The following is a 23,889-nucleotide window of genomic DNA, read 5'->3' as shown; positions in this document are numbered from 1 at the left end:
CTCCCACATAAAAGCATCAAAGCAATGTTCTAAACCGCCATCGGCGCGGTCATTGCCGGGTGGTGTTCATAACCTTCCAGCGAGAAGTCTGAAGCGGATGCCGCACAAATGAGCACATCCGCACCCGATATGAACACGCCCCCATTTTATCGTAGCGATCGGTAGCGGTTTCCGACTTGCATTTCCGTAACCCCGATTTCACCATTTCTCGCATCCCACTGATTCAAAACACCTTTCAATTCCCTCCTGCATACCCCCTATGTCCTGTGGCACGCTTTCTGCTGCTTATTCCGTTGTTACATACCATGTTCCACTATAGCGGAATAAACATCATCCTGGAGTGCTTGCCATGCATCGCCGACCTTCCTTATTTAAAGCGTGTGTTTTTCTCTGTGCGGCTTCGACTGCTGCCGTGGACGTAGCCCAGGCGGCGGACAGCAAGCTCGATAGCGTGCTGGCACGCGGGAAATTGATCGTGGGGACGGGCAGTACCAATGCGCCGTGGCACTTTCAGGGTGCGGATGGCAAGTTGCAGGGTTTTGATATCGACATCGGGCACATGATTGCCAAGGGTTTGTTCAACGATCCGACCAAGGTCGAGTACGTGGTGCAGTCGTCCGATGCGCGGATTCCCAATCTGCTGACTGACAAAGTGGACATCAGCTGCCAGTTCATCACCGTGACCGCCAGCCGTGCGCAGCAGGTGGCGTTCACGCTGCCTTACTACCGCGAAGGCGTCGGCCTGCTGCTGCCGGCCAAAAGCAAGTACAAGGAAATCGAAGACCTGAAAGCGGCGGGTGACAAGGTGATCGTTGCGGTGTTGCAGAACGTGTACGCGGAAGAACTGGTGCATCAGGCGCTGCCCAGCGCCAAGGTCGATCAATACGACAGCGTGGACTTGATGTACCAGGCCGTGAACTCCGGCCGTGCCGATGCAGCGGCCACCGATCAATCGTCGGTTAAATACCTGATGGTGCAGAACCCAGGCCGCTATAGCAGCCCGACTTACGCCTGGAGCCCGCAAACCTACGCCTGTGCGGTCAAGCGCGGCGATCAGGACTGGCTGAACTTCGTCAACACCGCCTTGCATGAAGCCATGACCGGCGTTGAGTTCCCGGCTTACGCGGCGTCCTTCAAGCAGTGGTTCGGCGTGGATCTGCCTACGCCAGCCATCGGTTTCCCTGTCGAATTCAAATGATCCCGTGAGAGCGGAGCGGTGATGAGTCGCCCCGTTCAAGGTGCTGCTGACCATGAACTATCAGTTGAACTTTGCCGCTGTGTGGCGCGATTCCGACACCTTGCTGGCGGGGCTTGGACTGGGCCTGGAGCTGGCGCTGGTGTCGATCGCCATTGGTTGCGTGATCGGGCTGATGATGGCGTTTGCTTTGCTGTCAAAGCATCGCGCGTTGCGGGTGCTGGCGTCGGTATATGTGACGGTGGTCCGTAACACGCCGATTCTGGTGTTGATCCTGTTGATCTACTTCGCGTTGCCGAGCCTCGGGATTCGTCTGGATAAAATTCCGTCGTTCATCATTACTCTGTCGCTGTACGCCGGGGCGTATCTGACCGAGGTGTTCCGTGGCGGTATGTTGAGCATTCCCAAGGGCCAGCGTGAAGCCGGACTTGCCATCGGTCTAGGCGAATGGCAGGTCAAAGCTTACGTCACCGTCCCGGTGATGCTGCGCAATGTGCTGCCGGCTTTGTCGAACAATTTCATTTCGTTGTTCAAGGACACTTCACTGGCCGCGGCGATTGCCGTGCCGGAGCTGACTTATTACGCGCGCAAGATCAATGTCGAGAGCTATCGGGTGATTGAAACCTGGATGGTGACCACAGCGCTCTATGTTGCGGCCTGTTACCTCATTGCCATGGTGCTGCGTTATCTCGAGCAGCGTCTGGCGATCCGCCGATAGGAGGCCCCATGTACGAATCCCCCAGTTGGTTGCATGAGTTGTGGGTTGCCCGCGAAGTACTGTGGCAAGGCTTTTTAACCAGTGTGCAAGTTTCGGCACTGGCGATCTTGCTGGGCACGATGGTGGGCATTGTCGCCGGTCTGGTGCTGACCTACGGCAATGTCTGGATGCGTGCGCCGTTCCGTTTTTACGTGGACATCATTCGCGGCACGCCGGTGTTTGTGCTGGTGTTGGCCTGCTTCTATATGGCGCCGACACTGGGCTGGCAGATCAGCGCGTTCCAGGCTGGCGCATTGGGACTGACCCTATTCTGCGGTTCCCACGTCGCCGAGATTGTGCGCGGTGCCTTGCAAGCATTGCCAAACGGTCAGATGGAAGCGAGCAAGGCGATCGGTCTGACATTTTATCAAGCCCTCGGCTACGTGCTGTTACCACAGGCGCTGCGGCAGATTTTGCCGACCTGGGTCAACTCGTCCACCGAGATCGTCAAGGCTTCAACGCTGCTGTCGGTGATCGGTGTCGCCGAGTTGTTGCTAAGTACCCAGCAGATCATCGCCCGGACGTTCATGACGCTCGAGTTTTACCTGTTCGCCGGATTTCTGTTTTTCGTCATTAACTACGCCATCGAATTACTCGGCCGGCACATTGAAAAGCGGGTGGCCTTGCCATGACTCAATCTTCGCTCTCTAACGCAAAAGATCCTCAACACGGCCAGGCGCTGCTGGACATTCGCGGTCTGCATAAACAATACGGCAAGCTCGAGGTACTCAAGGGCGTCGACCTGACCATGCAACGCGGCAACGTGGTGACGCTGATCGGTTCCAGCGGCTCGGGCAAGACCACACTGCTGCGCTGCGTGAACATGCTTGAAGAGTTTCAGGGCGGGCAGATCGTGCTCGATGGCGAGTCCATCGGCTATGACGAAGTCAACGGCAAGCGCGTTCGGCATCCGGATAAAGTCATTGCCCGGCATCGCGCGATGACCGGCATGGCGTTTCAGCAGTTCAACCTGTTCCCGCACCTGACGGCGTTGCAAAACGTCACGCTGGGTCTGTTGAAGGTCAAGAAACTGCACAAGGACCAAGCCGTGGCCCTGGCCGAAAAGTGGCTGGAACGCGTCGGCCTCCTGGAGCGCCGCGATCACTTTCCCGGCCAGCTTTCCGGCGGCCAGCAACAGCGTGTAGCGATCGCCCGGGCTATTGCGATGAACCCGAGCCTGATGCTATTCGACGAAGTGACCTCGGCCCTTGACCCGGAACTGGTCGGTGAAGTGCTGAGCGTGATCAAGGGCCTGGCAGAGGAGGGCATGACCATGCTGCTCGTGACCCACGAAATGCGCTTCGCTTTCGAGGTGTCGGACAAGATCGTTTTCATGAATCAGGGACGTATTGAAGAGCAGGGGCCACCCAAGGAATTGTTCGAACGCCCGCAATCACCCCGTCTGGCCGAGTTTCTCAAGAACACGCGGTTCTGATTTTTTAAAACTGGAAGCTTTTACATTTTAAACAGGAGAAACGTTCATGAGCATTACTCGTTACGGTACGGGCAGCACCGCCGCTGGGGGCACGCCTCGTCCTTTTGCCCGCGCCGTTGAAGCCGATGGCTGGCTGCACGTTTCTGGCCAGGTGCCGGCGGTGGAGGGCGAGATCATTGTGGGCGGTATCTTCGAGCAGACCCATCAGACCATGAAGAACCTGGTCGCGATTCTTGAGGAGGCTGGTTATGGTCTCGAAGATGTGGTGCGTGCTGGGGTGTGGTTGGAAGACCCGCGGGATTTCACGAGTTTCAACAAGGTGTTCTCGGAGTACTTTAAAAGCGAGAATGCAGGCGCGGGCCTGTGTGCAGGCGAACATGATGGTCGATTGCAAGGTTGAGATCGACTGTATCGCTTACAAGAAAAAGGCCTGAACGCTGCGCTCGCTCTTGTCGGAGCTGCCAAAGGCTGCGATCTTTTGGCGTTTTTGGACATGCCCCAACGGCATTATCAAAAGAACACAGCCCGCAGCAGCTCCTATCAAAAAAATAAGTTACTGACTAAATGCGATTTCTATGTGGGAGCGGTGCCTGGTCTGGGCGGCACTCCGACGACAAGAACACCACGTTGTATCCTTCAGGCCGCGTCGCCTTCATCGCGGGCAAGCACCGCTCCCACATGGACTGTGTTTGCAACGAGACAGCGCGGTGTCAGGACTTTTACAAGGCGGATTTGATTGGGAAACACTGAAATGACCGAAGACACCATCAAGCGACGGGCACGCGGTCTGGACCGGGCGTTCGATATTCTCGATTTCCTCAAGGAAATCGGCAAACCGTTGCGTCCGAATGAAATCGCAAGCGGCATCGGCAGCCCCAAATCCACGGTCTACGAACTGGTGGCCTCGCTGCTGGAGCGGCGCATCCTTGAACCGGTAGGCAAGGACGGTCACGTCTACCTCGGTCGCCAGCTCTACTTCCTCGGACAAGCGCATTTGCGTCATTTCGACCTGACCCGCGAGGCCGATAATGCCCTGCAGGAAATCGTCAGCCAGACCCGTGAAACCGCGCAGATGTGCCTGCTCAACGGGCGCAAATACACGGTAGCCCTTATGAAAGAGGGCGAGCGGCATTTTCGCATCTCCTCGGACATCGGTGAGAACGCCCCGATCCCGTGGACCGCGTCCGGGCGTCTGTTGCTGGCGCATTTGAGCGATCAGGCAATCATCGATCTGATAGACCCCGACGACTTCATCCTGCCCACTGGTGAGCGTTTGCCGCTGGAACATTTCCTGGGTGAAATCCGTCAAGCCGCTATCGATGGCTTTTTCTCCTTCGATAGCGTCGCCGACACCTTCACCCACTGCTTCGCCGCGCCGGTCAAAGACCCGAACGGCATTGCCATTGCGACCTTGTGCATCGTCGCACCACGTGCTGATGCGAAGAGCAATTACAACGACTATCGCCGTGTTCTGATCGACAGCGCCAATAGCCTTGCCCGACGTATCAACGAGTAACCGCGGCTGCCTGCGCAGCGGGCGAGTGAGCTCGAGCAACTGCTTGCGCATCATGGGATGCTCGCCCCAAGCAAGTGACTTCAACGGCCGCATATAATCTGCGGCTGAATCAAAATCTGGACTAACGCTATGCAACTATCTACCTCTCGATTAGCAACAGTTGATGACGCCGAATTAGTCCGCGCCATAAGCGCTAGTGCCTACATTCCTGCATATGAGGGAGTTATTGGAGCAATCCCTTTACCCGCTCAAGAAGATTACACCGACCGTATTCTAAACGGCGATGTCTGGATTGCCGAGGTGGAAGGAGTAGCAGCTGGTGTGCTGGTTGTCGAGGAAGGCGATAGCTTCCTTATGGTATATAGCGTTGCAGTCAGTCCGCAGTATCAGAATAGAGGGTTGGGTAAAGAGTTGCTGGCTCACGCCGAAAGTTGTGCTGCGGCGAAGCGCCTGCGTGAAATCCGTTTATACACAAACAGCCGTATGTCAAGAAACATCGCGCTGTACGAGCATTATGGTTTTATCCGGAAAGATGAGCGGCCGCATCCCAGTCGCGTGGGTGAGATGCTCCTCGATATGCATAAAAAAGTTGAAATCGGCAAAGCCTGATTATCGGCGTAAGCTGTTCATCTCTGGGCGATACCCGCGTGCAGGCCCTTAAGTAAAATCTTGACCTTAGACTAATTCGACTAACCGGTTTTTGTTTCATGACATTCCTGACGAAAATCGCAATGCTCAGATACGTAACTTCAGTGGATGCTCACCCTTATAGCTGTAATCGGGTAGGCTAGCCCCTAAGTCTGTGTTTTTTGCGGTCGCAAAAAGCCCGCTAAGGCGGGCTTTTCTTGTGGGGGGTATTAACAGAGTGTCACTTAAAAAGCAGGCAACCCGATTGCTCGTTTAGCTACATCAATCTTCAAACGTCACAACATTTTGACGGCGCCGGTCAACGACAAGTCGCGTCACGTCTGGCCGGGAATAATGCCCAACCTGATCAAGATTCTGCCGCTCACGGCGCACTTCATTGCGGTCGAGCGTCGCGACCAACAGGCACTCTTCACCGACGGCGGGTGGAATGACCCAGTTACCATTTGGCGCTGCAATACATGAGCCGCCGTTAGCCAGGATCTCGGGGCAATTTGCGAGGATCAAGTCCAGGTGCGGCGTATCGGATGGAAAATCTTCACGCCGCATCAGCGCCGATACCGAGATCGTGAAGCAACGCCCCTCTTTGGCAATGAAGCGAGTGATGTCGTCGGTATTGCGCAGGTTGCCGGGCCATAGAGCGACATGCAGATCTTCGCCTTGGGCATACAGTGCGGCACGCGACAGGGGCATCCAGTTTTCAAAGCAGTTGAGACCGCCGACAGTAAATGACCCGACCGGGTGAACTTGCAAACCATGCCCGTCACCCGGTGACCATGTCAGGCGTTCTTCGTAGGTAGGCATCAACTTGCGATGCACTGAACCAATCACGCCATCGGCCCCGATATGAACCCGCGAACAATACACGCTGTAGCCGCCACGATCTGCTGCCCGCTCAATACAGCCCAGCATGACAGCGATGTTGTGTTGGGCAGCGGCAGCACAGACGGCATCCAGATGCCCGGCCTCGATCTGTACTGCCTGCTTCATGTAGTAGGCGTGGATATCTTTTTGTATTGAGCAGTTGAAGCGCGCTCCATCGGTCAATTCCAGCCAGAAAGGGTAGCCGGGCAACAGGGCTTCGCCGAACGTGACGAAGTGGCACTGTTGCTCTGCAGCACGACCGATGTAATCGACTATTTTCTCAAGCGTTGCTTCGCGGTTTAGCCAGATGGGCGAAATCTGTGCCAGCCCGACAGTTAAAAGATCCGGATTTTGAGTGTGACTGGATGACATCGGTTATTTCCTTAATGAATTAAATTGACTCGCACGCGAGAGAGATTCGCTTGATAAATGATTCACCAGGGTTGGGCGGCTATTAGTACAAGACAATACTTTGGCGCTCAGGGGGAGTTGTTTTAGCCTGTTTAGTGATCAAGCTTTAAACGGATATATAGAATTCTAAAGTGCTTGTTGAGCATCGATCAGTTATTAATAAGCTGTTTGATATCTGAAACTACAATAGTTGCCATTGAGTTCCTGTCTACGAGCACATCCTACCCGGTGCAGCGGCAGGTGCCAGCCCCTGACAAATCAAATGCGCAAGATTATGCAAGTCTTTGATCAGGGCGGAATCAGTGAGCATAGCGCTGATGTCTTAGAGTTATGGCTGACCACATCTTGGGGCGAATAAAAAGGGGCCATGGATGGCCCCTTTTTAGGATATGCGCTTTGAAACACCCTAAGGTATCAAGCGCATCTCGCGTAGTTTGTCGAACACGTCGAAAAATGCTTGATCACTTGCTTGGTGGGCGGTGAAGCCCAATGCACGGCTTTTGGACATGTCCGTTACAACTTCGATGGGTCGACCGAGGTCTGCGTCGGTATGCCATGGGGATATCAGGCGACCAATATCGGATTCCTTCAGGTCGTGCTCCGCGACTATTTGCGTCCATACGGCCTGGTCGTCAGCCATTTGCTCCTCAAGGGGAGAAAGCGAAGCGGGATAATCGGCAGCAGACAAGTCGAAGTATTCGGCGATCCTGCTCCACATCCATTTCCAGCGGAACACATCGCCATTAGTGATATTAAATGCCTGATTGGCCGCAGCCGGCGTAGTGGCCGCCCACAGTTGTTGCTTCGCCAACTGCCGTGCATCCGTCATATCCGTGAGGCTGTCCCACTGAACTCTTGATCCGGGAAACACAAAAGGGCGATTGGTTTTTTTGCAGATCGACGCATAGACGGCGAGGGTGGTTGCCATGTTCATCGCGTTGCCTACGGCAACCCCGGTGACGGTGTGCGGGCGATGAACGCTCCAGGTGAAGCCGTCCTTTTCAGCAGCGGCGAAGAGTTCGTCTTCTTGAGCGTAGTAGAAATTTTCCACATCCAGCCGACCCTGCTCCTCGCGGAACGGTGTTTGCGGAAGGCTACCTTTCCCATACGCTTCGAATGGGCCGAGGTAGTGTTTCAGCCCGGTAACCAGTGCTACGTGCTTAACGCTCTTTGCTGAGCGAATCGCGGCGAGTACGTTGCGTACCATGGCGGCATTAACGCGAATGTTCTCTGCTTCCGTGGCTTGCCGCGACCATGTGGTAATGAACACATGAGTAGGCTTCAAATCCGCCAGCGCGTGTTCCAGCGAAGCAGGATCCTGAAGATCTGCCGCGACAGGGATCACGCCTTGCACTTGCGACGGGTTCCTCGATAACGCGGCGACCTGCCAGTTGTTGTCAATCAGTAACTGCGTGATGGCGCTGCCGACAATGCCGCTGGCGCCCACAACCAAAGCTGTCTGGGTCATAGTTTTCTCCTGGATTTAGGTTTGGGAGTCCTCCAGGCAACAGAGGTTCAACCTAAAGCGGATTCGCATTGCCGGTAGCGGTCTAAATCTCTATGCCTGTCGCCTTGCTCAAATTGTGGAGCCGAACGTTTACAAATTGCTGTCCATGAGAGACAGCCCCCTTTGGGGCCGCCCCTTTCTCAGGCCGCGGCAGCGCGTTCAGATTGGACGCGCTTGACTCATTCATGCTGGACCGACTGAGCTCACCCCGTGGCGATTGAACCTGCCTGCTCTTGATACCCTTTGCGCAGTTTCTCTGCGATCAGCTTTTCCGCTTCACGCAAAGCGCGTTCGGGACTGTCGAGGGACTTGATCAATGTCTGGCCCTTGGTGCCGATACGGCCGAAATTCACCACTACCTCAGCCTCGGTGACGCCGATACGCCAGAACTTGTTGGAATAGCCTTCGCCAAAGGTGAACTCGCGCATCAAGGGAGTCGCTTCAGAGGTGACTGGTGGCTCGGCTTGGACCTCGATGGGTTCCTCTAACTGCTCCAGTTCTGGAAGTGCGGCGGCTTCCTCGCCTCTTAGTAATGCTTCGATTCGATTGAGTACCTCTTCCTGGTCGCGCAGCCAGTCATTACTGAGCACGTCGATGATTTTCCAACCGAAGCTGCGCAGTACCGTCGGACGGAAAATGTAGCGCTCACGTACGTCAGCGGCGGCCGCCGAATCACTGTCCAGCAGTACGCCTAGGTTGAAGTGTTCACCACTGCCGTCGCTGATCGCGAGGTCGCAACGGAACTGCGAACGTCCTACATACTCCTGAACCGAATGCCCGCGTTTTCGCAACGCGGCAGCGAGGGCGCCGCGCAGGTGGTCCTTGGGCAGGCTGACGGCAAAGGACTGCATGGCGCCTGGATTGAGGTTTGCGAGGATGCCCTGAGAGCGCGGCGCATCCCCGCTGGCACTGGCTTGGGCGAACTGCAGGAACGCACGCAGTGCGGCGGCACCATCGTTGTGGGTGTTGGTGATGGCTTCGGACTCAATGCTGGAGACAATCGCCATGCGCTTGCGGGCGCGACTGAAGATCACATTAAGGCGTTTTTCCCCGCCACGCTGGTTGATTGGGCCAAAGTTCATCAGCATCTTGCCGTTCGGTCCTGGCGCGTAGCAGATGCTCAAGATGATCACATCACGCTCATCCCCCTGGACGTTCTCCAGGTTCTTGACGAACAGACCATTGAATTGTCCGGCATCTTCACGCACGTATTCGCGCTCAAGCCGCGTGGCAAAGGCCGAGTCGCCGCTGGCCAGGTCTTCCAGGGCCTGCTCGATGGCGCCTTGCTGGGCCTCGGAAAAGGCCACGATACCCAGGCTCAGACCCGTCTCGCGTTGCAGCAGCTCACGTACCAGGTTGGCGATATAACCGGCTTCGGCCAGGTTGCTGCGGCTTAGGTAGACACCGTCGCTCATCTTCAAGAAGCTGATAGGGCTGTCGAGCAGCGTGTCGGCGCCCCGGATGACTGCCTGGGCGTCCGTGGAGTCCAGCGGGGGTTGGGCCGGGGCAGGGCGCTCGATACGACGGTCGGGAATGGTGATCAACCGCCCTTCATAGAACGCCGCGTTGGAAAAGCTGATCAAGGCTTCGTGACGACTGCGGTAGTGCCAGGCCAGGAGGGTTGCCGGCAAGTTTCGTGCGGCCTGGCTCAGCAGGCTGTCGGCATCAAGGTTGATTGCGATCTGTTCTCCATCCTCCATGGCAATCAGTTCGTTATCGTCCTTGTCGCCGGCGCTGGAGAAGAAGTTGGTCGGTGGTAATTGCATCTCATCACCGACCACAATCACTTGCTGTGCACGGCTCAGTGCAGGCACGGCTTCTTCGCTGGGGATCTGACTGGCTTCGTCGAAAATCACCACGTCAAACAGGTCCGGTGTCAACGGCAAAGTGTCGGACACCGACAGCGGGCTCATCAACCAGATAGGCTTGAGGTCGTTGATCACGCGGCCACTGTCGCCACTCGCCATTTCGCGAATGGAGCGATAGCGCATGGTCTTGCCCAGCTCATGTTCCAGCTCACGGCGGCCTTTTGAGTAGGATTTCTTGAACTCACGGGCCTGGGCGTCGAGTTGAGTCACCGACATCGCCGATTGCTTCACATGCTCCAGAAAACGCTGGTGCAACGTGGCGCCAAGCACGTGGGCATTGCTTTTGAGCAGGTTGCATTCAGCCTGGCTGACCCGGCGCGCGGCCAAACCCAAGGCCGGGCCGTCGAAGCGCACCAGCTGCGGATTGGCGCGGTACAGGCGGGTCAGGTTTTCCTGGGCAATCACACCGTCCAGTGCGCGTTGCGCCAAGGCGTACTGTTGCACAACCGCTAGACAGACAGGATCGGCCTGGTGCAGCTCATTGAGCAGGGGCAGGGTATCTGGCAGTTCGTCGAGTTCTTCACGCAGATCGCGCAGGTACTCGGCCAATTCGCTCAGGCTAAGCGCCGGGCCGAACACACAATGTTGCGCGACCAGTTCGGTCAAGCGCGCTACCGGCTGGCGCAGGCTGGCTTCCTGGCGTACACCGGACAGGGCGTCCTTATTGCCGCGCAGGCCCTCAACCCATTGGCGCAACAACGGTGATGCGCTCAGTTGCTGGAGCAAGGCTTGCAGATTGTGCACGAACAGATCGATATCCGGGATGCCATAGCTGTCTTGCAAACGTTGTTGCTCGGCGTGCAGTTCGGTAGTGGCGCGATGCTCGCCGGCCAGATTGTCTAGCACGCTCCGGAAGCTGGGTCGAATCGCGTGCTGACTGAAGTCGTAGCGTCGTTGCAATTCACCGCGCAGCCGCCACCAGGCGGGTTGCAGCCAACGCAGCAGCGAGCCTTCCAGCCGCTGTACCAGATCGATGGCAGCCTGGGTGTCCTGGGGTGCGAGTTTTTCACGCCAGTGGTGGGTGGCTTCACGAGCGTTGTGTTGCTGTACGGCGAGTGCTTGCAACGCCGCCTGCTCGGCGTGCAGTGCTTGGGCGCCGGATGAGCCCGGTTCCAGCAGGTCGAGGTGCGTTGCCAGGTTGGCGCTGGTCAATTGTTCGGCGGCCAGGGTCAGCACGCACGCATCCGCCAGGCGGGTGTCCCCGGACAACAGGCTCGACGAGGACTCCAGGAATTGCTCAACGCTGTCCATCAGCCCGCTGGCTTCATCCAGGAATGCCTTGAGTTGGCCGTACGCATGTTCGTGGGTAATCAGACTTGAGGCCAAATGGCTGAAAGGATGACGTGCGAAGCTGTCGAGGCCGAAACGTTCTTTCATCGCCTGATACACGCGACCGGTCAGCTCGCTTTGTGCTTGCCAATGACGCCACTCGGGTAAACGTTCCAAGGCTTCGGGGGGCAGTTTGGCAGCAACGGGCGGCAGTTCGATCAAATGACGTACCAACTCGCGTACCGAGCATGCCAAAGGCTCCGACACCCCACGCATTGCCTGTTCAAACCGCTCTATCAAACCCAACTGTTGGCTCAGGTCAGACAGTAACGTGTCGCGCCGTGCTTGCAACTGCGACGACTGCGCATCACCGGCGATCCAGCGCTCATAGCACTCGCGCAAGTTGCCCACGAAGGCCTTCTTGTCGGTCTGGGAATCGTGGATCAGGCAGCACAACTCACCCAATTCACTTTGTTGCAGGCGATGGAACACCACGTCCAGCGCTGCACGTTTTTCACAGACAAACAGCACTCGCAGGCCGCGACCGGCGTAGTCCGCGATCAGGTTAGTGATGGTCTGGGATTTACCGGTGCCTGGCGGTCCCTGAATGATGAAGTTACGCCCGGTACGGGCCAGACTGACGGCAGCATTCTGCGTGGCGTCGCCCGCCACCACGTTCCATTGTTCGGGCAACGGGATAGGGTCGGGGGCCTGGACCTCGACGTCCCGTGGCTCTATGGAGAACATGCGGTCAAACGCTTCGTTCTGCGCTGGTTCGTCGATCAACTGTGCATAGTCACGCACCAGCGACATCTTGCGATAATTGAAGTTGGCCAGTGTCACCTGGGTCAGGTCTATGTCCCAGGCGTAGCGATGCCCTTGGTTTTCGGGCATGGCGAAGGTGCTGTTTTCCGCGCTGCTGGCGACCATCTGAGGGTGTTGGTTGCGCAGAACGGGTTTGGCACCTACGGCCAGGCGTAGGGGCAACTCGCTGGGTAGCACCTTCTGCTGGAACAACTGCAGGCCCAGCGGTCGAAAATCTTCGCGGTCGTAGCTGAAGTCCGGCTTCACCAAAGGCGTCGACATGCGCTGGCGGGCACGACGGCGCTGGAAGTGGTGCAGATGCTGCACGGCTTTTTGGTGGATCAGTTCGATTTGCGGTTTGCTTTGCAGGCGTAACTCGACGCCGGGCTCGGTTACTTTGATCTGGCGCGCAATATCGGCGTGGATGTCTTCCAGCGAAGTCTTTTGCAGGTCGACGGTTTCCGGCAACTGGATGTCGTAGAGCTGACGCAATTGATGACGCAGTACCGGGTTGAATTCGGCCTCGGTTTCGTCGCACTGCAACACGAACTGGTCACGTACCCCTTTTTTGCGACTCAATTCGACCGGCAGCCACAGCAGCGGGGTCACGATGCGTTCTTCCGGCGTGTCCTTGAGGTTGTGCCAGCGCATGAACGCCACCACCAGGCGAAGGTTACTGAAGCCGAATTCGGCCCGGTCGCGGCGGGTTTCCTGGATGATGCGCTCCAGCGACGCCTGCAGCCAGCTCTGGTCTTCGAACCGTAGCCATTGCTGCAGGCCGACAGGTTTACCGCTCAGCACTTGTTCGGAGAATCCGCCGACGGTGGGCTGCCAGGTACACAGCGCTTCGGGCCGGATACTTTCAATACGCATCACCAACGGAACGCTGGCCACGGTCAAGTTGACGTTGGCCTGGGTCGGCCGGAAATACAACAGGCGATTGCGACGCGAAAGGTCAAACAACCGGTTGCGCAGATGTTCCAGCACCACCGTGCGCCGCGAAGCCGGACCTTCAGCCTGGGCCAACACACGCTCGACATCCAGGCTGGCCGGCTGTTCGCGCCAGGACTCCAGGCGGCGTGCCAACGAGCCGACATCAGTGGCGCGCTCATGGCGGTTGAGCTCAGTCATCTCGACGATCAGGTTGGCCAGGACCGGGTTGAGCCGGCCATTGAGCTGGAACAGATTGCGACGGTTCCGGGCAAATGTCTTGAGATCATTGATATCGGCGAAATCCAGCCCGCACGCCAGGCACGCCAGCAACTGGCCGAGCTGGAAGATGTCGGTGATCTCATCGTGGTGCCCGAGCCGATGTTCCCAACTGTGCAGTTCCGGGAGGAACACCGGGTGGTCGATGGGTTGATGCAAATCTTCCTGGACTTGCAGGTCGGTAATGGCCACGCCGCTTTCCGAATCCCGAATCAGGCGGACTTTGCCGACGATGTTAAGCGCCGATTCCGGATTGGGTTGCACCTGCTTGATCGCTTCCAGCGCCAGTCGCGGAGGGACACCCTCGGGATTGCGCAGTTGCAGCGTGCGTTCCGGCCCCTGCATCACATCGGGATAACTGAGCTGGGCGACACGTCCCAGTTCATGCAGTTGCGCCACTTGGCGTAACAGCGGTAGTGCCAGGAACAACACATCGTCGATGGGCACGGCAGCGCCATCGTGGCTACTCAGTAATTGAGTGAATGTGACAGGTTGGATTACTGAGTCCATGTGTCGACCTCCGCTTTGAGCGTACGAACGATCGGGTCGAGCTCACGTTTTGGTAATTTGATATCGCGCTTAAGCACTTTGATAAAGTCATCGGCGCTGCCGAGTTTTCTGGCGGTGCGCGCGGCGTGCAGGAGGGCTTCCTCCCGCAGGTCGCGGTCCACCAGGCTCAGGTCGAGCATGATGAAGTGCAGGTATTCATGGATGCTTGTGTCGATACGCTCGGCATTCAGCGTCGCTAGGTCGAGTGGCGTTTCGTTGTCTCTCCAGTCGGGAAAGAAACCGCGCACCTGGTTGAGCACAGCCTCCGATTGCAACACGGACGTGCTGATGAAATGGGCAATAAAGCTGCGGGTGAGGGCGGTCAACTCGACCTGATCGGTCACGTCCAGGCGATTGAGCGACAACGGCCCGCGCAACCGGCGATCCAGCCAGTTATCCGTATCCGGGAGTTGTTGCCACCAGCTGTCCACTGCTTGAGCGCGTAGAAACGTCTCCGGATGGGAAATGGCCTGGGATAACTGTGCATCCTTGCCATCCAGCTCGCGGGCCTGCGTCAGGTAACTGGCAGCATCAACGCTGACAATCCCGGTGTGAATCTTCACCAGCGATGTAATCGACGCTTCTGGACCACTGGCAACCAAGGCGGCACCGCGGTCGGCGTAGATTTCAGTGTGAAGGCTATATAGACGTGCGGTCTGTTCCAGGCTGGCCGGCGTATTCACATCGGCCATGGCATGATTGAGAATCCGCTCGGCAGTTAAAAAGTCGCTACTGTGCTCTGACCATAAGCGGTAATGAGCCAGCTCATGCCCGAGCAACGCCAGCAACTCCTGAGCATCGAGGCGTTCAAGAATCGGGCCGTAAAACACCACATGCACTTCACCGGCCAGGTAATACAGGCTCGCATTCATCGCACCGTCGCCAGCCTGATAAAGGGTTGCGGGTGCCTTGATCTGCAAACACTGCAACGCCTTTTCACAGGCTTGATAGGCCTGCGGATGGGTCTCGGGGCTCAGGCGATAGGTGTCGCGCAGCAATTGAGCTCGCACATCCTGGGCATGCTCCTGCTGGACGCCCAAGGACGAGGCCCATTCCCACACGACAGGCTCATGGGCTTTCAGATAGTCGACCACACGCTGGTGGTACGGCAGTGGCGTCAGGCTGCTGATGTCCAGCGCGGGGGTACTCATTGTGTTCAAACGTCCTTGAGAGGATACGGCTCCATATCCTGCGGTTGTGCAGCAGAGACTTGGGTTGGCATCCCGGTATCAGTGATCGGTAATAAACGCGGAGCATACCTATGGGGAGGGGAAAATACTTGTGAAAGTGAATGTTTCCGTTCAGTGAAAAAATGAGCAGCGTTGCTGTTTGGTCGTGAACATCTGACTCTGATGTGCTTGCGACAGCTTGTGAACTCCGGAATAGCGTCAGGTACCAAGGCCGAGTTGATCGTCCAATCTATCCCGAGATAGCCAAGGATCGCTTCCCGTTACGAACCCAAGACTGGAGCCGTATGCGGGAAAGCCGCGTGCACGGACCTGAGCGGGGTGGGAGGAAACTGCCGTCCCTACGCTACGGGTACCCCATCTCACACTGCTGCTGGTGAAGTTGTTCGGGATGATTTAACGTTGAATTGTTATGCAGGTACCTGCGTGAGATCTATCCCTTATAAAGAAAACTACAAGTAGATCATGCAAATATTTTGATTCTCCAGGAGCGTTCGAATAGTGGTGAATTTTACTGAAAAGAGTCCTCCTGCGAATGCAGATGAAGTGGATTCTACGTGTAAAGAATTAGGAGTGTCTTCCCGTCATTGGCTGAGACCATTTTGGTCTGAGTGCAATGGCGCAATGATTGCAGATCGAATCTTAATATATGCTACCGACCAAATTACAGAGCGCAACAAGACATATGAGGCAGATAAAAACTTTCCTAACCACGTATTGATAGGTGATGACTCCGGAGGGAAACTAATATTGATACCGAAGGAAGGTTCGAAGCAGTTTTATTTTTTGGATTCTGGAGATCCGTTCATTGAAAATGCTGAAATTTTTGAATCTATTGAAAAGCTTGCTGAACATGTGATAAGCGATGAAAGCGTAGGCAGCGAACTGGGTGATATAGTTTCAGTTGCAGAAATAAAACCTCAAGCGTCTGATGTGCTTGGAGTAAAAAGAGATTTAGGTTTGGATTGTTCAATAACGGCGTTGGCTAAAAAGCTGGAAAGCAAAGGCGTGATCATCTTAGAAAATGTGAACCCTATTAAGTATAAAGCTGCCTTAAGGCAACATGAGAGATTTATTAGTTTTCATAACCCTGTTCCGAAGTCGTAAGGAGTGTCGCTGCAACGCTGCCACACGTTTGGCCTCGCTACACCTTCGGACATGTGCGCAATAATTTAGGGATGGACGATGCATCGGAGCAGGACATAGCGGGCTTACCTCCAGAGTGCTTCGAGAACGGTGAATATATAGGCTATCCGACTACGCAAGCGGAGTTCGCAATCCAGGAAGATATATTGCCTGGATGGTTAGCGATCTTCTCCGGCTTGATTCCTTGAAAAAGAGGTGCTCCGGTTTGAGGCAGGTGTTCATTTATTACGGTGGAGCACATTGCTGCACCGCAAGGAAGACAGTACGTTATGCGACAGTGGCGACGTTTTATTAACTGCGCTCCTTCATTGGGAGACGTTTGATGGAGTAAGCTCTTTTTTCATCCTCGGAGTTGTAGTACACATTTTGTGTAGTGCTTAGGCTGTTATGACGAAGATCAACCTGAAGATCCTTCATATCTCGATATGGAGCATCGAAAGTTGCTGAAGTGTGACGTAACCAGTGGAGTGAAGCCGCACGTAGCCGACTGACGTCCTCGTCAGCCCAATTTTCTGCCTGCATACGCTCTAGAGCGCGGTCAAATACCTCTTGCAGCAGCAACCTGACATGCCGATCTGACAAACCGGCGCGTCCGCGCTGGGTTGCAATTAAGGGACTGGTTTCTCTGAAGCCGGGTAGGGGAGACAGGCCTTGATATATGCGCCAACGTTTTAGGTAATTCTCCACGTAATCATCCCGCACGCTGATTTTGCCGGCTTTGTTACCTTTACCAACCACGTGGTACCACCAGTTGCCGGCACCGTCCTTGCGTAGATCCCCCATGCTTGGCGTCCAGTTTTCCCTCCCAACCAAGTCGGAAACACGCAGGTACATAGCGAAAATAGTCGCCACGATGAACAGGGTTCTTTCGTACTTAGGGTTCTGCGTAGCCAGCTGCTCAGCCGTCTCCAGAACAAAGTCCCACTGCAGCGAGGTCAGGATACGGCTCTCATGCTCGCCCGTTGTTCGCTGCTTGTACTTGCTCTTCTGTTTCACCGCTCTGAACGGGTTGTGCTCACAGAAACCCTCATCAATGGCATGTTGAAAAAAACTGCCGCAGACGGCGAATATTTGCGCGATCGAGCCTTGTGCCGGTTTGTAGTGTTCCTGAAGGAGAGGGCGATTCTCTTCTTTGGCGCGCTTCCGCTCCTCCTTGGAAACAGACTGACTGAAAGGACTCCAGTCTGGGTTGACGCTATAGGTATCAGAAGCGAGTTTTTTGCGGCTGCCTACCCGTACGAATCTGGATTTGACTACCGGCTTTACCCACCCGGGATCAGGCGCCAGGCAGAACTCCAGAAATTCTTCCGCATGTGTACGGCGCATCTCTAGTAGTGGAACCCTCGATTTAATGAGTGTCCACAGGAGTAATCGCTCAACATGAGTCCTATATGAATTGAAGGTGGACTCATTTCCCGCGTAGGATTTCAAAAAACTGCGGACAGCCCGATAGCCTTCGACAGCTTGGAGTTCTACGGGGAACGCCATTAGGTAGTGGGTGACACACGGCAGCTCTGCCTTGAGCGAGCTAAAGTTCAGTTCTCCGAAGCGCGCGTAGGTTTCAAAAAGGGGATGCGGCATTGTCGGAACGGACATAGGTTGACTTAGCGGGTTTATAGGAATGGGTACCGATGATCTTATAGAAATTAGCCTTATGCAATATCCGGGTCTGACAGTTATCGGATATTGCATGGATGGATCATACCCTCCCGAAACGCATGAATTTCAAAACCGCATGAATCATTCATACCCTTTGGGTTTGAGGGCTGGATCCTGCTTGAAAACCACGCTCGACGAGAAAATTGGGGGATTTCACTGACATGACGGCTTCCCGCATCGGATTGGCGGTATCTGCACTGCTTACAAATTCCGCAATACTGCCCCTGAATCGAGTACGTCTTCCGAAGCAGGGAAGTGGCGAAGCCATCGAAACGCCTATTTAGAGATATCAGATCGCAAATCAGAGTTTTTCACTTAGCTTTGTAGATACACGAATCTGAATAACGCTTCTGGTACGGTCATGGGGCATTGTCATCTGCGAATACCTGAGCCTTCCGCGTATTCTCGAATCTTAGATCTCGGGCCTATAAGAATCCACGATAAGCGCCTGGAAGTGATCCGTCTCGGAACCCCGAACGTCATTCGGTGCAAACGGCCTGAGTTGAGCGACGTCTATACTCAAGCTCGGGAGATCCTTTGGAGCGCTCCGCCAGGCAAAGTAGATTTCTCGACCTTGCACTGCAGAGCGGCAATGATAGAGAGCCCGTTGGACGTATCGCTGGCTGATCACAACGGTGCAAGCCCTCAATCTCTGATTACAAAACGTCAGTTGCCCCTTGCCAGGAATAGCTCAGAAAGGAACTGTCTGCGTCACTGCCTGACTGTAGCTTTCCAGCGATCTTTGATTCGAGGTGGTGAAACCAGGCACCCCAAGACTTTTCGCGACTTCACCGCTCAGGAATCACTGGAAAGGGGATTCCAGTTATCTGTAACCGGCGACTGCTGGAGTCACGGTTCACAGTCGACTGTGATGCAACAATGGCGACAGCAGATACATGATTTAACATAATATACATTATGCGTACCTATAGGTTTCCTACTGCGGTGCTTCCTGCTGATCTTTGAAAGACGTTTCGACCTCACCGTAAGCATCTGTGAAAAAGCGAAACGTCGAATTATGCGTACCTACATGTATTCTGGTCGGAGTGCTTTCTTTTCTCGCTGCTTGGTTTCAAGCAAACAGATCGAGCACGCTCTCATCCCATTCATGCCCGCTCTCGGACCAGCCTTCGCCCATCTGTGGTGGAAAACCTGATCTGCAATATCCCTGCTTGGCGGCGAAATCAAACACCGCATGGGGATAATCATTAATCAGGAGTACCGCCTTGCTGTGATCAATCGACCAGCCGATTTTGACGACCGATGGCTTGTCGCCGTCAGAAACATCAGCGACGTTGTAGATATGCAAGGCATCGCGAATCGGGTTGTCGGCAGCCGAAGTATCCAGTGCATAGAAATAACCTGTGTCCCCATCATCTTCAAAAACCACGACGAAAGAGCCATCTGCTGCGGGAGCCTCCAGCACCAAAGCCTGGCCTACTTTGAGTTCGTTTTCAGCAGCTAGATAAATTGACATCCTGGCAATCCCCACCTTTTTGGCTATTAAAGGCTGTAGGTTACGACAACCGCCGCATAAATTAATCGCCATAAGATAAGTTATGCGTACCAATCGATATTCTTACTGCGGTGCTTCTGCTAATCGACGAATCAACCGGCGTCTGGTCCACAGCCTCGCTCCAGAGGCCACAGACCGTCAGCCGGTTATCCCTTACGCGAACACAGCCCACATTGTTGCAGCGCGGCCGTTTAGTACTTCAAACCGAAATGCACAGGATACAAAGGTGAGTTGCTATCGGCTGCCTTGCCTGATTGCTGTGCCTCGACGGCGGCCATTGACGACGGTAACTCGAATGGCAGCTTGCCTTCTGGCGAGTGCTTACCCGTCAACACATCAAGCAGCGCCTGATCGCTCACCCCAAAGTTTGCAACGAGCGCATGACTGGCCTTTGCGACGTTACTCAGGACAGCTGGTCGATCCAGATAAACGGTCGTGACGACAGGCACCTTTGCACTGATTTTCAATAGCTCTTTGTACTCGGCGTTATCCTGTTTGAAGTCCAGATCGCCTTCGTGCAGCCCCGATCCAAACGCATAGGTCGCATGGGTCTCGAACGGCGCGCTCATGCGTACCAGCGCCACATCGGCGTCTTCCGGAGCGGATACCACGGTCAAGCCGTGCTGCTGAGCCTGAGTATTCGAAACTCCGACCAGATAGACCTTGGCGCCTGGTTTGAGCGGAAGCACGTTTTGCTTGTTCTGCAGCATGACCAATGAACGACGTTGTGCTTCGAGTCCTTCTTCCTTGAATTGCGCATTACCGACAATACGTTCGGCTTCTGTGGCGTCCGCATAAGGCGTTTCGAACAGGCCAAGCTGGAATTTCTGCAGTAGTAATCGTGTTACCGACTCATCGATCCGGGTCTCGGCAAGAGCGCCCTCCTTCACTGCTTCGATGAGCGGCTCGGTATTGAATGTGCCGCCAAACTGATCGACGCCAGCGTCCACCGCTTTGATGAAGCGTTGTTTTTCGGTTAGCCCCTCAACGCCCCATGGCATCCCGTATTTGGGATAGGCCTTGTTTGGATCTTCGCCTGGCTTACTCCCGGTTAGGCACTCGTCTGTGCAACTGTTGGTGATCAGCCAGTCGGTGAGGATGATGCCTTTGAAACCGTATTCGTTACGCAGCAAATCGGTCAGCATTTGCTTGCTGAAACTTGCTCCGACCCGCTCCAAAGGCTTGCCATTGACGGTAACCCCTTCAGGCGGCACGCCATAGGTAGGAATGATCTCTGCCGCGTTCACAGCGAATGCCGCTTTGAATGGACTCAGTTGCGTCTTGAAGTCCTCAGCGCTATAGGCCAGATCTCGGCCATAGGCGTTCATGGCATCAAAACCTTTGTGTGCCGCGCCATAACCAGCCCAATGCTTGACGGTTGCCGCGACGCCATCCGTTTGCAAACCTTGGGTCCCGTGCTGGAAGCCGACGATGTACGCCGCCGTCATCTTGCTGACCAAGTCTACATCCTCACCAAAGGTGCCATTGATGCGTGACCAGCGCGGCTCCGTGGCCAAGTCTGCTTGTGGCGACAAGGCAATCTGAATGCCCATGGCGCGGTATTCCTGCCGTGCAACGTCGCCGAATCGCTCCACCAGTTTTTCGTCGCCTGTCGCAGCAAGCCCTAGTGTCTCCGGCCACTGGGAGAAGCTGCCGGAACTGACACTCGCACCGAGGGTGTACTGGAAGTGATTACGCGGATCAGTGCTAAAGCTGATGGGGATGCCAAGGCGAGTTTTTTCTGCCAGGCCCTGTAACTGGTTATAGCTGCTGACCATCTCGACCGGAGTGATACTGAGGCGCGAAATGAAATGGTTGATGTGCTTGTCACCAATCAGTGGGGACAGCTTTGCAAGGTTGTAACCGGCGTCTGCACCGGTTGCTACGTAGGGTGCGGTGCTATGCATCATCAAGCCGATCTTTTCTTCCAGGGTCATGCGCTGTACCAGGTCGCTGGTACGTGCTTCAGGTGTCAGCCGCCAGTCTTCATAAGCATCGAGCACACCATTGTGATCAAGGTCCTTGAAGGTCTGGCCGTCCTGATGCAACAGCGGACTGGAGACAGTCTTGAGCACGGGCTGGATGACATGGGGCGCGGTCGCAATGCTGTTGCTGCAGGCACTCATGTAGCAAGAAGCAACCACAACCGCAGCTGTGCTGGAAATAGATTTTTTCATGTAAGTGACCGTTTTTGGGCGAGAGATATCAGTGGGCCCAGCAATATCGCTACCACTGGAGACACTCGATGGACGATCTACAAAAGCGGAATCGGAACGCACTTACAGTGTATGCACTATTTATTTTCTATGGAAAGCCCCTGCTGGAATATTTCCGGACATCTCATGAGCCTGTTAAAAACTCAGATCCAATCCGCTTTCGTTGCGTAAGGCTAAGTAACCAACCTGGCTCGCGCTTTGCTAAAGCTGAACTGCGGCGTTCAAAAAAAGGCATATATATAGCGCCTACGCTATTAGTGCGCACCACTAAGCAGCGTTTCGCTCCAAGGAGGTGCATAACTTGCGATCGGATTCGAGAGAAACAGCCATGGCTGTCAAAGAGAGGAAGTAAACTGGAATCGGTCGACGCTATTGCTTGATGCAGAGAGACTTTGGCCTCCCACCAGGGCCCTTACGGACAAGGCCCTGGCGCCCTGATGGTATAAAAATTAACAGCAGATTGCAGGTCAATGAACGCAAGCCCACCGACCTGCAAAGCGCTCACCGTTTACAGATCAGTGATTTCTTTATGCCGTGGCACCAATGCCTTCATCACACTCCAAGCCACCAGATAGGCCAGTGCACAGATAGAAAACATGATCATGTAACCCGTGTGGATATCGTTGATGGCCTTGTAATAATCAAAAACCCATCCGCCAATTTTGGTCATGACTACGCCACCTAACCCACCGGCCATGCCGCCGATACCCACCACCGAAGCAATGGATTTCTGGGGGAACATGTCAGATACCGTGGTGAAGATATTGCACGACCAGGCCTGGTGCGCCGATGCGCCTATACCGATGAGCAAGACGGGTATCCAGAAGCTGATATAGCCCAGCGGCTGCGCCAGCAACACGAGTAACGGGAAAAGCGCGATCACGAACATGGCTTTCATGCGGCCGTCGTATGGTTTATCGCCGCGGGACATGAAATAGCTTGGAAACCAGCCTCCTCCAATACTGCCCACCATGGTCATGCTGTAGAGCACGGCCAACGGCAACACAATGGCCTGGCCCTTCATTCCGTACTGTGCGCCCAGGTATGTCGGCAACCAGAACAGGAAGAACCACCACACGCCATCAGTCATGAACTTGCCGAAGGCGAACGCCCAGGTTTGGCGGTAGGTCAGCAACTTGAACCACGATACTTTTTTGCCTCCTGCAGCCGCTGCATCGCCGGTGTTTACCGATACAGCCTCATCACCGCGGATATAGGCCAATTCCTCAGGGGTCAGTCGGGCCTGATTCTCCGGCTTTTCATACAGGAAAATCCAGGCGCCGAGCCAGACGAAACCCAGCATCCCAATAACGATGAATGCTGATTCCCAACCCCAGGCCGCAGCGATCAACGGAACAGAAATCGGAGCCAGAATCGCACCCACGTTGGCACCCGAGTTGAAAATACCCGTGGCGAAAGAGCGCTCTTTTTTCGGGAAGTATTCAGCTGTGGCCTTGATCGCAATTGGGAAGTTACCCGACTCGCCAATCGCCAGTACTGCACGTGCCAGCATGAACCCTGCGATGGATACCGGAATAACTGCAAGGCCTAACGCGCCGGATATTGAGGCAATCCCCTCTCCCAGCGGCACTGCAAAGGCATGCATGACCGCACCTGTCGACCACACACCGATTGCGACCATGAAGGCTGCCTTGGTGCCGATCCTGTCCACGAAGCGACCCGCGAAAAGCATGGAAATCGCATAAACGAACTGGAAGACCGAGGCGATGTTGGCGTAGTCCGTATTGCTCCAGCCAAACTGGGTTGAAAGGCCCGGCGCCAATAGGCTGAGTACCTGACGATCCAGATAATTGACCGTTGTCGCAAAGAACAACAGTGCACAGATCGTCCACCGATATTTGCCTATGGCGTGGCTAACGCTTTGCGCGTGTACCGCTTCATTAACGTTCATAGCATCACTTTATTATTGGATTATGCTGATGGTTCTCTCGACAACATTTCGAGAGCGCAGGTGTACGCCCTCCACGCCCACAGGCTGGAGTCGGATATAAAGCTGAAGTTATCGGGTGTTCTGAAAGTTGGGCAGCGACGGGCTTGATTGCGCCTGCAGGCGCGCAATAAAACCTGAGCCGGCAACGTCGGCAATCAGCGAGATATTCAAGCGATCTGGGTTCA

15 protein-coding genes and 1 pseudogene are annotated in these 23,889 nt (G+C 55.1%); 8 read left to right on the top strand and 8 right to left on the bottom strand.

Annotated elements, in window-relative coordinates; all coding sequences use genetic code 11:
* Positions 1–349: 349 nt before the first annotated feature.
* The 7 genes and pseudogenes from CKW31_RS26345 (at position 350) to CKW31_RS26315 (ending at position 5,512) form a co-directional block, all read left to right on the top strand.
* The gene (locus CKW31_RS26345) at positions 350–1,198 is read left to right on the top strand and encodes a transporter substrate-binding domain-containing protein (protein WP_095101568.1); all 849 of its coding nucleotides are present in this window, start codon (positions 350–352) and stop codon (positions 1,196–1,198) included.
* 52 nt (positions 1,199–1,250) lie between these two features.
* Positions 1,251–1,913, top strand: coding sequence for an amino acid ABC transporter permease (locus tag CKW31_RS26340; RefSeq protein ID WP_095101566.1), 663 nt, complete (start codon positions 1,251–1,253; stop codon positions 1,911–1,913).
* A gap of 8 nt (positions 1,914–1,921) precedes the next feature.
* Positions 1,922–2,584 carry an amino acid ABC transporter permease gene (locus tag CKW31_RS26335; RefSeq protein WP_095101564.1) on the top strand — a complete coding sequence of 221 codons (663 nt, stop codon included), beginning with the start codon at positions 1,922–1,924 and terminating at the stop codon, positions 2,582–2,584.
* Complete coding sequence (locus CKW31_RS26330; RefSeq protein ID WP_095101562.1) at positions 2,581–3,387, top strand: amino acid ABC transporter ATP-binding protein; 807 nt, start codon at positions 2,581–2,583, stop codon at positions 3,385–3,387. The genes CKW31_RS26335 and CKW31_RS26330 overlap by 4 nt, the downstream gene beginning before the upstream one ends.
* Before the next feature lie 46 nt (positions 3,388–3,433).
* A pseudogene (locus tag CKW31_RS26325) lies at positions 3,434–3,821 on the top strand (RidA family protein).
* 317 nt (positions 3,822–4,138) lie between these two features.
* Positions 4,139–4,903, top strand: a complete 765-nt coding sequence (locus CKW31_RS26320) for an IclR family transcriptional regulator (protein ID WP_095101560.1) — start codon at positions 4,139–4,141, stop codon at positions 4,901–4,903.
* 129 nt (positions 4,904–5,032) lie between these two features.
* Positions 5,033–5,512 carry a GNAT family N-acetyltransferase gene (locus tag CKW31_RS26315; protein ID WP_095101559.1) on the top strand — a complete coding sequence of 160 codons (480 nt, stop codon included), beginning with the start codon at positions 5,033–5,035 and terminating at the stop codon, positions 5,510–5,512.
* 300 nt (positions 5,513–5,812) lie between these two features.
* Here CKW31_RS26315 and CKW31_RS26310 read toward each other — a convergent pair whose 3' ends face one another.
* The 4 genes from CKW31_RS26310 to CKW31_RS26295 form a co-directional block, all read right to left on the bottom strand.
* On the bottom strand, positions 5,813–6,784 hold the full coding sequence (locus CKW31_RS26310) for a carbon-nitrogen hydrolase family protein (RefSeq protein WP_095101557.1): 972 nt from the start codon (positions 6,782–6,784) through the stop codon (positions 5,813–5,815).
* 445 nt (positions 6,785–7,229) lie between these two features.
* Positions 7,230–8,291: an SDR family oxidoreductase gene (locus tag CKW31_RS26305; protein ID WP_095101555.1), complete on the bottom strand. Its 1,062-nt coding sequence runs from the start codon at positions 8,289–8,291 to the stop codon at positions 7,230–7,232.
* 242 nt (positions 8,292–8,533) lie between these two features.
* Positions 8,534–13,990: a WGR domain-containing protein gene (locus CKW31_RS26300; protein ID WP_095101553.1), complete on the bottom strand. Its 5,457-nt coding sequence runs from the start codon at positions 13,988–13,990 to the stop codon at positions 8,534–8,536.
* Entirely contained in the window at positions 13,978–15,180 is a 1,203-nt protein-coding gene (locus CKW31_RS26295) for a M48 family metalloprotease (protein WP_095101551.1), read from the bottom strand. Before CKW31_RS26295 ends, CKW31_RS26300 begins: the two co-directional genes overlap by 13 nt.
* A 537-nt stretch (positions 15,181–15,717) precedes the next feature.
* Between CKW31_RS26295 and CKW31_RS26290 the strand changes: the two genes are divergently transcribed.
* The gene (locus CKW31_RS26290; protein ID WP_095101549.1) at positions 15,718–16,323 is read left to right on the top strand and encodes an SMI1/KNR4 family protein; all 606 of its coding nucleotides are present in this window, start codon (positions 15,718–15,720) and stop codon (positions 16,321–16,323) included.
* 330 nt (positions 16,324–16,653) lie between these two features.
* Here CKW31_RS26290 and CKW31_RS26285 read toward each other — a convergent pair whose 3' ends face one another.
* The 4 genes from CKW31_RS26285 to CKW31_RS26270 all read right to left on the bottom strand — a co-directional run bounded on the left by CKW31_RS26285 (position 16,654) and on the right by CKW31_RS26270 (position 23,665).
* Positions 16,654–17,958, bottom strand: coding sequence for an integrase (locus tag CKW31_RS26285; protein ID WP_095101547.1), 1,305 nt, complete (start codon positions 17,956–17,958; stop codon positions 16,654–16,656).
* Positions 17,959–19,093: 1,135 nt separating this feature from the next.
* The gene (locus CKW31_RS26280; protein WP_256582733.1) at positions 19,094–19,570 is read right to left on the bottom strand and encodes a DUF2251 domain-containing protein; all 477 of its coding nucleotides are present in this window, start codon (positions 19,568–19,570) and stop codon (positions 19,094–19,096) included.
* Positions 19,571–19,728: 158 nt separating this feature from the next.
* Positions 19,729–21,714 (bottom strand): glycoside hydrolase family 3 protein, encoded by a 1,986-nt coding sequence (locus CKW31_RS26275; protein ID WP_095101543.1) that lies wholly within the window; start codon positions 21,712–21,714, stop codon positions 19,729–19,731.
* 547 nt (positions 21,715–22,261) lie between these two features.
* Entirely contained in the window at positions 22,262–23,665 is a 1,404-nt protein-coding gene (locus CKW31_RS26270) for an MFS transporter (RefSeq protein ID WP_095101541.1), read from the bottom strand.
* Between the last annotated feature and the right edge of the window lie 224 nt (positions 23,666–23,889).

Origin of the sequence: Pseudomonas sp. Irchel 3A5 (assembly GCF_900187575.1) — a bacterium.
Lineage (GTDB): Bacteria > Pseudomonadota > Gammaproteobacteria > Pseudomonadales > Pseudomonadaceae > Aquipseudomonas > Aquipseudomonas folii.
The sequence above is the reverse complement of the archived record's forward strand: the minus strand, read 5'-3'. Positions and strand labels throughout refer to the sequence as shown.

Coding starts and splice junctions, on each gene's coding strand:
- CKW31_RS26345 (WP_095101568.1), top strand. CDS start 350: ATGCATCGCCGACCTTCCTTATTTAAAGCGTGTGTTTTTCTCTGTGCG.
- CKW31_RS26340 (WP_095101566.1), top strand. CDS start 1,251: ATGAACTATCAGTTGAACTTTGCCGCTGTGTGGCGCGATTCCGACACC.
- CKW31_RS26335 (WP_095101564.1), top strand. CDS start 1,922: ATGTACGAATCCCCCAGTTGGTTGCATGAGTTGTGGGTTGCCCGCGAA.
- CKW31_RS26330 (WP_095101562.1), top strand. CDS start 2,581: ATGACTCAATCTTCGCTCTCTAACGCAAAAGATCCTCAACACGGCCAG.
- CKW31_RS26320 (WP_095101560.1), top strand. CDS start 4,139: ATGACCGAAGACACCATCAAGCGACGGGCACGCGGTCTGGACCGGGCG.
- CKW31_RS26315 (WP_095101559.1), top strand. CDS start 5,033: ATGCAACTATCTACCTCTCGATTAGCAACAGTTGATGACGCCGAATTA.
- CKW31_RS26310 (WP_095101557.1), bottom strand. CDS start 6,784: ATGTCATCCAGTCACACTCAAAATCCGGATCTTTTAACTGTCGGGCTG.
- CKW31_RS26305 (WP_095101555.1), bottom strand. CDS start 8,291: ATGACCCAGACAGCTTTGGTTGTGGGCGCCAGCGGCATTGTCGGCAGC.
- CKW31_RS26300 (WP_095101553.1), bottom strand. CDS start 13,990: ATGGACTCAGTAATCCAACCTGTCACATTCACTCAATTACTGAGTAGC.
- CKW31_RS26295 (WP_095101551.1), bottom strand. CDS start 15,180: ATGAGTACCCCCGCGCTGGACATCAGCAGCCTGACGCCACTGCCGTAC.
- CKW31_RS26285 (WP_095101547.1), bottom strand. CDS start 17,958: ATGTCCGTTCCGACAATGCCGCATCCCCTTTTTGAAACCTACGCGCGC.
- CKW31_RS26280 (WP_256582733.1), bottom strand. CDS start 19,570: ATGGCGATTAATTTATGCGGCGGTTGTCGTAACCTACAGCCTTTAATA.
- CKW31_RS26275 (WP_095101543.1), bottom strand. CDS start 21,714: ATGAAAAAATCTATTTCCAGCACAGCTGCGGTTGTGGTTGCTTCTTGC.
- CKW31_RS26270 (WP_095101541.1), bottom strand. CDS start 23,665: ATGAACGTTAATGAAGCGGTACACGCGCAAAGCGTTAGCCACGCCATA.